The organism is Streptomyces sp. CNX435, from assembly GCF_059570575.1.
On sequence record NZ_JCANTA010000042.1, the window covers coordinates 1 to 11,739 of the forward strand.

The 11,739-nt window shown below is 74.1% G+C and carries 3 protein-coding genes; 1 reads left to right on the forward strand and 2 read right to left on the reverse strand.

Going from position 1 to position 11,739, the window contains the following annotated elements; all coding sequences use genetic code 11:
• Window positions 1-9,827: SDR family NAD(P)-dependent oxidoreductase (locus T328_RS34930; RefSeq protein WP_496500293.1), on the forward strand; the 9,827-nt coding region annotated here is incomplete at its 5' end.
• Window positions 9,828-9,986: 159 nt separating this feature from the next.
• On the opposite strand, the gene T328_RS34935 is transcribed toward T328_RS34930, so the two are convergent.
• Window positions 9,987-10,601, reverse strand: a complete 615-nt coding sequence (locus T328_RS34935) for an allene oxide cyclase barrel-like domain-containing protein (protein WP_496500294.1) — start codon at window positions 10,599-10,601, stop codon at window positions 9,987-9,989.
• Window positions 10,602-10,641: 40 nt separating this feature from the next.
• Entirely contained in the window at window positions 10,642-11,685 is a 1,044-nt protein-coding gene (locus T328_RS34940; protein WP_496500295.1) for a 3-oxoacyl-ACP synthase III family protein, read from the reverse strand.
• Between the last annotated feature and the right edge of the window lie 54 nt (window positions 11,686-11,739).

Here is an 11,739-nt window from a genome sequence, read left to right on the forward strand (position 1 = left end):
TGGCCGGGGTATGGACACTCCCGGATGCGGCGCGGCTGGTCGCGACGCGTGGGCGGCTGATGGGCGGTCTTCCCGTCGGCGGCGCGATGCTGTCGGTCACCGCCCCCGTCGACACCCTCACACCCTTGCTGGACGGAACCGGCGTGGAGATCGCGGCGGCCAACAGCCCCACCCACACCGTCCTGACCGGCACCACCAAAGCCATCGACACCATGACCTCCCGCTGCCAGGACGCGGGGCTACGGGCCCGCCGCCTGCGGGTCAGCCACGCCTTCCACTCCGCGCAGATGGACCCCATCCTCAACGACTTCCGCCAAGCCGTCGCCGACACCCCCGCCCAAGCACCCGCCCTGCCCGTCATCTCCAACCGCACCGCACAGCCCCTGACCGCAGACCAGGCCGCCTCACCCGACTACTGGACCGAACAACTCCGCCACACCGTCGAATACGCCGCCGTCACCACCCACCTCGAAGAAGCCGGCACCACCACCTACCTCGAACTCGGCCCCGACACCACCCTGACCACCCTCACCACCGACACCCTCCTCAACCCCACCACCACCATCCCAGCCCAACACCCCGACCACAGCCAGACCAACGCCCTCACCACAGCCCTCGCCACCATCCACACCACCCACACCCCCCTCACCTGGCCCACCACCACCCACACCACCAACCTCCCCACCTACCCCTTCCAACACCACACCTACTGGCTCCACGACACCCCCACCACCAACCTCACCTCGGCAGGCCTGTCCAGCACCGAACACCCCCTGCTCACAGCCGAGGTGGAGCAAGCCGACGGCGGCGGCACCCTGCTCACCGGCCGGCTCTCGCAGGCCGACCACCCCTGGGTCGCCGACCACCTCATCCTCAGCGAGACCGTTCTCCCCGGCACGGCGCTCGTCGACCTCGCCCTGCACGCGGCGCGATGCGTCGGCTGCGACACCCTTGAAGAGCTGACGCTCGAAGTCCCGCTGCACGTGCCGGAGTCGACTCAGGTCCAGCTGCAGGTCCTCGTCGGTGCCCCGGACACGGCAGGCGGCCGGTCGCTGGCCGTGTACGCGCGTCCGGCCGGCGCGGAGGACACCGTGTGGTCGCGGCACGCCCAGGGGCGGCTGGCCGTGAGCCCACAAGACGCCGACGCGGAGTTCTCCGTCGACGGCGCCCGGAGTCTGTCCGTCGCCGATGCGTACCCGGCGCTCGCCGAGCGCGGGTACGCCTACGGGCCCGTGTTCCAGGGCCTCACCGCGGCCTGGCAGGACGACGATGAGATCCTCGCCGCCGTACGGCTGCCCGACGCGGACGCGGCCGACTCCCGGTTCGTACTCCACCCGGCCCTCCTGGACGCCGCGCTGCACGCGGTGCTTCTCCACGGCCTCCCGTCCGGTGACCGGACCGAGCAGGGCGCGGACGACGGCCTCCTGCTGCCCTTCGCCTGGTCCGGCGTGCGTGTGCGGCGTGGGTCCGTCACCGCGGCCCGCGTACGGATCCGGCCCACGGGCGCCGACACGGTCTCCCTCACTGTTACGGACGAGACGGGTGAACTCCTCGCCTCCGTCGAGTCGCTGACCTTCCGCCGCGCGTCATCCGCCCAACTGACCTCCGGTCAGGGGGAGTCCGCTCAGGCCGAACACCACACCGTCGACTGGTCCCCACTTCCCGCCGCCACGCCCGCGGCGGCCGGCGCCCCCGGCGGCTGGGCGTCCGTCGGCGTCGTGCCCGGCGGACTGGCCGACGCCCCGTCTCCGTCCCCGTACGCCGACGTGGCGTCTCTCAGCGCCGCGGTCGCCGCGGGCGCGCCCGTCCCCGGCGTCGTCACCCTTGCCGTCCCACCGGCCGACGACGCCCCTGCCCTCGCCGCCCAGCGGACCGCCGAGACCGTGCTGTCCGCTCTCCGCGACTTCACCGCGGACACCGCCCTCGCCGACGCGACACTCGTCGTGGTCACCCGCGGCGCCGTGGCGACGGAGGAGAGGGCAGCGCCCAACCTCGCCGAAGCCGCCGTGTGGGGCCTGGTGCGCAGTGCCCAGGCCGAACATCCCGGCACCTTCCTGCTTCTCGACCTCGATCCCGAGGGCGGGACCCCGGCCGACCTGACGGCCGTCGTACGCCACGCCCTGGCCGCCGACGAACCGCAGGTCGCCCTGCGCGGCGAGCAGCCCCTCGTCCCGCGCCTCGTCCGCCGCACGCTCCCCTCCGACCACGTACGGAACCCCTGGCGGGACGCCGGCACCGTACTCATCACCGGCGGCACGGGGGCCCTCGGCGCGGTGGTCGCCCGGCACCTGGCCGAGCGCCACGCCGTACCGCACCTGCTCCTCGTCAGCCGCCGGGGCCCCGACGCACCCGGGGCCGCCGAACTCGTCGCCGAACTCCGCCGGTCGGGCACTGAGGCCACCGTCGCCGCCTGCGACACCACGGACGCCGACGCCCTCGCCGCCCTGCTGGCCACCGTCCCCGCCACGCACCCGCTCACCGGCGTCGTACACGCCGCGGGCATCCTGGAGGACGGCGTCGTGGCCACCATGACGCCCGAGCAGCTGCGCCGCGTCCTGCACCCGAAGGTCACCGCCGCCCTGCACCTCGACCGGCTGACCCGCGACCTGGACCTCACGGCCTTCGTCATATTCTCCTCCGTCTTCGGCGTCCTCGGCAACGCAGGACAGGCCAACTACGCGGCGGCGAACGCCTTCCTCGACGCCCTGGCCCACCACCGCCGGGCCGCCGGCCGCGCCGCCACGTCACTGGCGTGGGGACTGTGGGACACCGACACCGGCATCACCCGGGACCTGGACGCCGCCGACATCGCCCGCATGGCGCGCAACGGCGTCCTCGCCCTCACGCCGGAGGAAGCGCTGCCGCTGCTCGACTCCGGCTGCGGTACGGACCACGCCCTGCTCGTCCCGACGCGCTGGCACTTCCCCACCCTTCGCGCCGGCGCCGCGACCGGCACGCTCCCCGCCCTGCTGCGCCGCCTCGTCCCCGCGCCAGCGCGCCGGGCCACGTCCGCCCGTACGGCAACGGGCACGGCGACGGCGACGCTGACGGAGCGGCTGACGGGCCTCGACGAGTCCGAGCGGCGCAGGCTGGTTCTGGACCTCCTGCGCCGCGACATCGCCACCAGCCTCGGTCACGGCTCGCCCGACCGGCTCGACCTGGAAGCCAGCTTCAAGGCCCTCGGGTTCGACTCGCTCACTTCCGTCGAACTGCGCAACCGGCTCAGCGCCACCACCGGTCTCCGGCTGCCGGCGACCCTGCTCTTCGACTACCCGACTCCCGACGGCCTCGCCGCCTACCTGCTGTCCTCGGCCGCCCCGGCGGACGAGACCGCGCGCCCCGCGTCGCCCGCGGGCCGCACGGCCGGCACGGACGACGAGCCGATCGCGATCGTCGGCATGGCCTGCCGCTACCCGGGCGACGTCGCCTCCCCGGAGGACCTGTGGCGCCTGGTGGCCGACGGCACCGACGCGATCACCCCGTTCCCGACGGACCGCAACTGGGACGTCGAGGAGCTGTACCACCCGGACCCCGAGCACAGCGGCACCTCGTACACCCGCGAGGGCGGTTTCCTGCACGACGCGGCCGAGTTCGACGCCGGGTTCTTCGGCATCTCCCCGCGGGAAGCGCTGGCGATGGACCCGCAGCAGCGGCTGCTGCTGGAGACGACGTGGGAGACGGTGGAGCGCTCCGGCATCGACCCGCGTGCGCTGCGCGGCAGCCAGACCGGCGTGTTCGTCGGCGCGATGTACCACGACTACGCCCGGTGGGCGGAGCGGGCGGCGGAGAGCGTCGAGGGCTTCACCCTGACCGGCACGTTCGGGAGCATCGCGTCGGGCCGGATCTCGTACATCCTCGGTCTTGAGGGGCCGGCGGTGACGGTGGACACGGCGTGCTCGTCGTCGCTGGTGGCGCTGCACATGGCGGCGCAGTCGCTCCGCCAGGGCGAGTGCGATCTCGCGCTGGCGGGGGGCGTCGCGGTGATGTCCACCCCGGGCACGTTCGTGGAGTTCAGCCGGCAGCGCGGGCTGTCGCCGGACGGGCGCTGCAAGGCGTTCGGTGCGGGGGCGGACGGGACGGGCTGGTCGGAGGGCGTGGGGCTGCTGCTCGTGGAGCGGCTGTCGGACGCGCGGCGGAACGGGCACAAGGTGCTGGCCGTCGTGCGCGGGTCCGCGGTGAACCAGGACGGTGCGTCCAACGGGCTGACGGCGCCGAACGGTCCGTCGCAGCAGCGGGTGATCCGGCAGGCCCTGGCCAATGCGGGTCTGTCGGCTTCGGAAGTAGACGCGGTGGAGGCGCACGGGACGGGCACGACGCTGGGCGACCCGATCGAGGCGCAGGCGCTGCTGGCCACGTACGGGCAGGACCGGCCGGACGATGCGCCGCTGTGGCTCGGGTCGCTGAAGTCGAACCTCGGCCACACCCAGGCCGCGGCGGGTGTCGGCGGCGTCATCAAGATGGTCATGGCGATGCGGGAGGGGGTTCTCCCGCGGACGTTGCACGTGGCCGAGCCGTCCCCGCACGTGGACTGGGCGGCAGGCGGGGTGGAGCTGCTGACGGAGCAGCGGCCCTGGGCGGTGGACGACGACCGGCCGCGTCGTGCGGGTGTCTCGTCGTTCGGGATGAGCGGGACGAACGCGCACGTCATCATCGAGCAGACCCCGGAGCCCCAGGCCGCACCCGCGGTGGCCGAACCGGGCGGGGTGGTGGCCTGGGCCGTCTCCGGGCACACGCCGCAGGCGTTGGCCGACCAGGCCGCGCGGCTCCGGGGGCGTTTGTCCGAGCGCCCGGAGATCACGGCTGCCGAGGTGGCGCACAGCCTGGTCACCGCCCGTTCCGCTCTCACTCACCGCGCGGTGGTCGTCGGTGGTGAGCGGGACGAACTGCTGGAAGGGCTGGCGGCGATCGCCGCGGGCGAGCCGTCAGCGCGCGTGGTCAGCGGCAGCGTCCAGACCGGTGGGAAGACGGTGTTCGTCTTCCCGGGTCAGGGTGCGCAGTGGGCGGGGATGGCCGCGGATCTGATCGAGGCCGAGCCGGTGTTCGCGGAGGCGATCGCGGAGTGCGAAGCCGCGCTGTCCGGGTACGCGGACGACTGGTCACTCACCGACGTACTCGCCGACCCGGAAGGCGCGTTGCTGGAGCGGGTGGACGTCGTCCAGCCCGCGCTGTTTGCGGTGATGGTCAGCCTGGCGCGGTTGTGGCAGCACCACGGCATCCAGCCCGACGCGGTGATCGGCCACTCGCAGGGTGAGATCGCGGCGGCGTACGTTGCCGGGGCGCTGAGCCTCGACGACGCGGCGAAGGTGGTGTGCCTGCGGAGCCAGGCCATCCGCGCGCTGTCCGGCCAGGGCGCGATGGCTTCCGTCGCCCTGTCCCACACCCAGGTCGCCGAGGAGATCGCCGCCTGGGACGGCAAGCTGTCCGTGGCCGTGGTCAACAGCCCGACCGCCACCGTCGTTTCCGGCGACACCGACGCGGTCGAGGCGTACCTCGCCCAGTGCGAGAAGGTGGGCGTACGGAACCGCCTGCTGCCCGTCGACTACGCCTCCCACGGGCCCCACGTCACCGCGCTCCGCGAGACCCTGCTCGACGCGCTGGCCGGTCTTGAGCCTGCGGCCTCGACGATTCCCTTCCACTCCACCGTCACCGGCGAGGAGTTCGACACCACCGGCCTGACCGCCGACTACTGGTACACGAATCTGCGCGAAACCGTCCGCTTCCACCACGCCCTCACGCGCCTGGTCGACAGCGGCCACACCACCTACGTCGAAGCAAGCCCCCACCCGACGCTGACCACCGCCATCACCGACACCGACCCGTCCGCGATCGCCACCGGCACCCTCCGCCGCAACGAACACTCACCCACCCAACTCCACCTCGCCCTCGCCCACCTCCACACCCACGGCGTGGCCGTCGACTGGCACACCACCCCCACCCCCCTGGCCGACCTCCCCACCTACCCCTTCCAGCACGAGCACTACTGGCTCGACGCCTCCGCCACCGCCGGCGGCGACCCTGCCACCCTCGGACTGAAGGACACCGAGCACGCCCTCCTCGGCGCGACCATCCACCTCGCCGACGACGACAGCCGGTCCACCGTCCTCACCGGCAGCCTCAGCCTCCGAACCCACCCCTGGCTCGCCGACCACGCCGTCAACGGCACCACCCTCGTGCCCGCCGCGCTCTTTCTGGAACTGGCCTTCCGTGCCGGTGACGAAGTCGGCTGCGGGACCGTCGAGGAGCTGATGCTGAAGGAGCCGCTGGTCCTCGTCCCGGGCGGCGCCGCTCAGGTGCAGGTCACGGTCGGCGCCGCGGACGAGGGCGGGCGGTGCGCGTTCGGAGTGTTCTCCCGTACCGCCGACGAAGCCGGGGCATGGACGCGCCACGCCGAAGGCGTACTCGTGCCCGCCGACGACGACATCGACCGCGTTACCGCTCCCGCGTTCACCGAGCCGCCCGCCGAAGGCGGCGCCGCGGCCGTCGAAGCGGAGGACTTCTACGCCGAGTTGACCGAGCGCGGCTACGGCTACGGCGCCGCCTTCCGCGGCGTCCAGCGGGTCTGGCGCGACGGCGACGGGTGGGTCGCCGAGGTGGCGTTGCCCGAGCCGGTACGGGACGGAGCCGAGCGGTTCGGCATACACCCCGCGCTGCTCGACGCCGTCCTGCACACCGCCCTCGCGGCCGACGACCCGGCGACCGGAGACGCGGGCGGGACCGGCGGCACCGGAGGCGTCCTCGTCCCCTTCGTGCTCTCCCACGTGACCCTCGGCCGCAGCGGCGCCGCCACCGTGCGGGTACGCGTCACACCCGTCGGCGACGGTGCCGTGCGCGTCGACGCCGTCGACCCCGCCGGCCAACCCGTGCTCTCGGTGGCGTCGCTCGCCCTCCGCCCGGCCGCCGCGCTGGGCGCCGCGGAGGCGGCCGGGGCCGAGCTGCCCTTCACCGTCACGTGGACGCCCGCCCAACTCCCGGCCCCCGCCGGCGAGTCGTCCACCACCTGCGGCGTGCTCGGCGCGGATCCCCTCCGTCTGGCCCAGGCGCTGACGGAAGCCGGGGTCCCGGTGGTCACCGTCACGGACACCGACGGCCCGGACCTGGTCCTGCTCCCCGTCGGCGGCCCGGCCCCGGACAACGGCGCCGAGCCGTCCGCGGCCGCCGTCCGCCGTACCGTCGAAGACGCCCTCACCGCCCTCCAGACCTGGCTGGCCGACGACGCCCCGCCTCGTCCCGAGGCGCGGCTCGTCGTCGCCACCCGGGGCGCGGTGGCCGCCGAAGCCGGCGAGCGGCCCGCCGACCCGGCCGCCGCGGCCGTCTGGGGCCTGGTCCGCAGCGCCGCCACCGAGAACCCCGACCGCTTCCTCCTCGTCGACACCGACGACGACCCCGACTCCCACCGCGCGCTCGTGCCCGCCCTGCGCGGCGCCGTGCGCCGCGGCGAGACCCAGCTCGCCCTCCGCAGGGGCGAGGCGCTGGCACCCCGCCTCTCCCGCCTCGCCGGCTCCGGCTCGCTGCTCCTGCCGCCGGACGGCGCCGACTGGCGGCTGGAGACGACGGGCCCCGGCACGCTGGAGAAGCTCGCCTTCATCCCGTCCACGCACGCCGACGCGCCGCTCGCCCCCGGGGAGATCCGGGTGGCGGTCCGCGCGGCCGGCATGAACTTCCGCGACGTGCTCATCGCGCTCGGCGTCTACCCCGGCAGGGCGATCATGGGCAGCGAGGCCGCCGGCGTCGTGCTGGAGGTCGGCGCGGACGTGACCGACCTGGCTCCGGGGGACCGGGTCATGGGCCTGTTCCTCCCCGGCGCGTTCGGGCCGGTCTCCGTCACCGACCGCCGCATGGTCGTCCCGATGCCCTCCGGCTGGACCTACGAGCAGGCGGCGGCGATCCCCGTCGTCTTCCTCACCGCGTACTACGGCCTGGTGGACCTCGCGGGCGTACGGCCGGGGGAGACCCTGCTCGTGCACGCGGCCACCGGCGGCGTCGGCATGGCCGCGCTCCAGCTCGCCCGCCACTGGGGACTGGAGGTCTTCGGCACCGCCAGCCCCGGCAAGCGGCAGCTGCTGCGCTCGCTGGGAGTCGATGACCGGCACGCCGCGTCCTCCCGCGACCTGGACTTCGAGGCCGGCTTCCGGGACGTGACGGACGGCCGGGGCGTGGACGTCGTCCTCAACTCCCTCGCCCGCGAGTTCACCGACGCCTCGCTGCGCCTGCTGGCGCCCGGGGGCCGGTTCCTGGAGATGGGCAAGACCGACATCCGCGACGCGGCCCAACTGGCCGAGCTGCGCGACGACATCAGCTACGACGCGTACGACCTGCGCGAGGTCGACCCCGACCGGATCGCGGAGATGCTCGCCGACCTGCGCGAGCTGTTCGAGAACGGCTACCTCCACCCCCTGCCGGTCCAGCCCTGGGACCTGCGGGAGGCGCCGGAGGCGTTCCGGTACATGAGCCAGGCCCGGCACACCGGCAAGATGGTCCTGACCACGCCGCGCCCCCTCGACCCCGAAGGCACGGTGCTCATCACCGGCGGCGTCGGCCTCCTCGGCGGCCTGCTCGCCCGGCACCTCATCACCACGCACGGCGTGCGGCACCTGCTGCTGACGAGCCGCCGCGGCCCGGCCGCCGACGGCGCCGCCGAACTGCGCGACGAGCTGACCGCCCTCGGCGCGGACGTGCGCATCGCCGCCTGCGACGCCGCCGACCGCGACCGGCTCGCCGCCCTGCTGGCCGACGTGCCGGCGGACCATCCGCTCACCGCCGTGGTGCACGCCGCGGGCGTCGTGGACGACGGCCTGCTCGGCGCGCTGGACGCCGAGCGGCTGGAGCGGGTGCTGCGGCCGAAGGTGGACGCGGCGCTCAACCTGCACGAGCTGACCCGCGGCGCCGACCTCGCGGCGTTCGTCCTGTTCTCCTCGGCCGCCGGCGTCTTCGGCACCCCGGGGCAGGCGAACTACGCCGCCGCGAACGCCTTCCTGGACGCGCTGGCCGAGCGGCGGCGGGTGGCGGGTCTCCCCGCCACCTCGCTGGCCTGGGGCTACTGGGCCCAGTCCAGCGGCATGACCGCGCACATGCAGCAGGCCGACATCGCCCGTCTGGCCCGGCAGGGCATCGCGCCGCTGGCCGCCGCCGACGGGCTGGCGATGTTCGACGCGGCGCTACGGGCCGGCAGCGCCCGGCTCGTACCCGTCGCCCTCGATCTGCCCGCCCTGCGCGGCCAGGCGGAGAGCGGCGAACTGGCCCCGCTGCTGCGCGGACTGGTACGGGCCGGCGTGCGACGCACGGCCGCCGCGAGCGAGCCGGCGGCCGGCGGCCGGTCGCTCGGTGAGCGGCTGGCCGGGCAGCCGGCGGCCCGCCAGACGGAAGAGCTGCTCGGCATCGTACGGGGCAACACCGCCGTCGTCCTGGGCCACGGCTCGGCGGACGCGCTGGGCGCGGACCGGAGCTTCAAGGAGTTCGGCTTCGACTCGCTGACCGCCGTCGAGCTGCGCAACCGGCTCAACGCGGCCACCGGGCTGCGGCTGCCCGCCACCCTCGTCTTCGACTACCCCACGCCGCAGGTCCTCGCCGACCACCTGCGGGACGCGCTGGGCCTGGAGGGCGGGGCCGAGGCGGAGCCCTCGGTGCTCGGGGAGCTGACGAAGCTGGAGGCCGCGCTCACCGTCCCGCCGGACGACACCGACACCCGCACGGAGGTGGAGAGCCGCCTGCGGGCGCTGCTCCGCCGCTTCGACCAGCCGTCGGAACCGACGGAGCCGGGCTCGGAGTTCGACGACGCCACGGATGACGAGATGTTCGCGATGATCAACCAGGAGCTGGGTCTGGAGTGACACCGGACGGCGCAGGGGCCCGGGGACGCGTCGTCCCCGCCCCTTCCCGTACGCGAACGCCGGCCGCCCGCGACGTACCGGAACCGCACCCCGGGACTCCGGGACACGGGAAAGCCGCCGGCGGACGTACCCCGGCGGCTTGCGCGGTTCCCGCGCGTGTCAGCGGTGCAGTTCGTAGCGGGACTCGGCGGCGGTCATGGAGCTGATCACCCACGACAGGTCACCGCTCATCCCGGCCCACGGGCCCTCGTAGCAGGCGACGCGGATGGTGGTGCGGCCGCCGGAGAGCTGCGTCTCCATCTCGGTGTAGCCGAAGCCGAACAGCTTGTTGCCCTGCACGCTGGAGGAGACGAGGGAGACGGTGAAGTGGTGGCCGGTCTCCGGGTCCTTGCGGATGATGCGCAGCCGGCCGGTGTCGGCGCCGATCTCCTCGCGGTCGGAGTTGTAGATCTTCTCGGTCACCAGGACCAGGTCGCCGACGCTGGGCCCGTCGGGGCTCAGCGGGGTGTACTCGCGGTCGGCCACCTCCTGGATGACCTTGTCCAGCAGCACCTTCTCGCCCGGCTCGTCGGGGGCGTCGGGCGCGGCCACTTCCGCGATCGGCCGCGGCACCGCCGCCGCGACGGCGCGCGCCGTGCTCCGCGCCAGCACGGCCAGATCGGGCAGCCGCTCGTCCTGCGGCGAGTACTCGGCGTCGACGATCTGGCGCCAGTACGCGACGAGCCCGTCGATGACGGGGTTGTGGGTGAGCGGGGTCTTCGGGTCGATCGTCATGCGGGCGGTTCCTTCTCTCGGGCGGTTCCACTCGGGCCGTTCAGGCCGGCTGCTCCAGTGCGTAGCCGGACCTGATCCACTTGCTGGCCTCGATGCTGACGCCGACGGCGCGGTCGCCGGGGCGCAGCCGGGGCAGCAGCAGTTCGAGCTGGAAATAAGGGATGGCGTTGCCGGTGTTGCCGATCTCGGTGACCCGGCTGACGGCCTCGGTGTCCGTCAGGCCCAGGTGGTCGAGGGTGCGGCTGGTCATCCGCGAGGAGAGCTGCGGCGGCAGCAGGTACCGCAGCCGCCCGCCCTCCCAGTCCAGCGCGTGCAGCATGTGCTTGAGGGCGTCGGCGGCCATCGGTGCGGCCGTGTTCTCGATGGTCTTGTAGTCCTCCGCGGCCGGTATGCCGTCGCCGGTGGAGGCCCGGCCGAACCAGTACACGGTCTGGCCGGGTTCGCGGCCCGTGCCGACGAGGCGGGTGTGCACGTGCCGCAGCACGGGCCGGCCCTCGACGGGGTTCGTGCCGAGCACCGCGGCGCCCACCCCGTCGCCGAAGATCAGGCCGTTGACCTGTACCTCCAGCGGGACGCTGGCGGCGTCCACGTCGGGGCTGGTGTGCTTGGCGCTGGTGTCGCCGCCGATGACGAGCGCCGTGCGGTACGCGCCGCTGCCCAGCAGGTCGAGCGTGACCTCCAGCGCCTGCACGGCGCCGGTGCACCCGGACTGCAGCTGGAAGACGGGCACGCCGGTGATGCCGAGCCGGGCGGCGACCCGGCTCCCCGTCGCCGGCGCCAGATGGTCCGGGGTCGCGGTGCTCATGACCACCACGTCGACGTCGCTGGCCGTCAGCCCGGCGTCCGCCAGGGCGCCGCGGGCGGCGATCTCGCCGAGGTCGGTGAGCGTGTGCGTGATCTTCCCGGAGGCCAGGTCGACGGCGAGGTGCCGGCTGCGGGTCCCGATGAACTCGTCCACCCACTGCCGCCACACCGTCGGCATGCCGTAGTGCGCGGCGATGTCCTCGTTGGTCACCGGGGAGCCGGGCAGCGCCGTGCCCACCCCGTGGACGTACACCTGGGCATCGTTGTGGGGGACACCCATCGGAAGACCTCCCGGCTTGCTGGACCGCGGTAAAGAACGGATAACCGTCGGCGC

What these genes read in the sequence shown, in the direction of transcription:
- T328_RS34935 (WP_496500294.1), bottom strand. Translation starts at nt 10,601, where the DNA reads ATGACGATCGACCCGAAGACCCCGCTCACCCACAACCCCGTCATCGAC.
- T328_RS34940 (WP_496500295.1), bottom strand. Translation starts at nt 11,685, where the DNA reads ATGGGTGTCCCCCACAACGATGCCCAGGTGTACGTCCACGGGGTGGGC.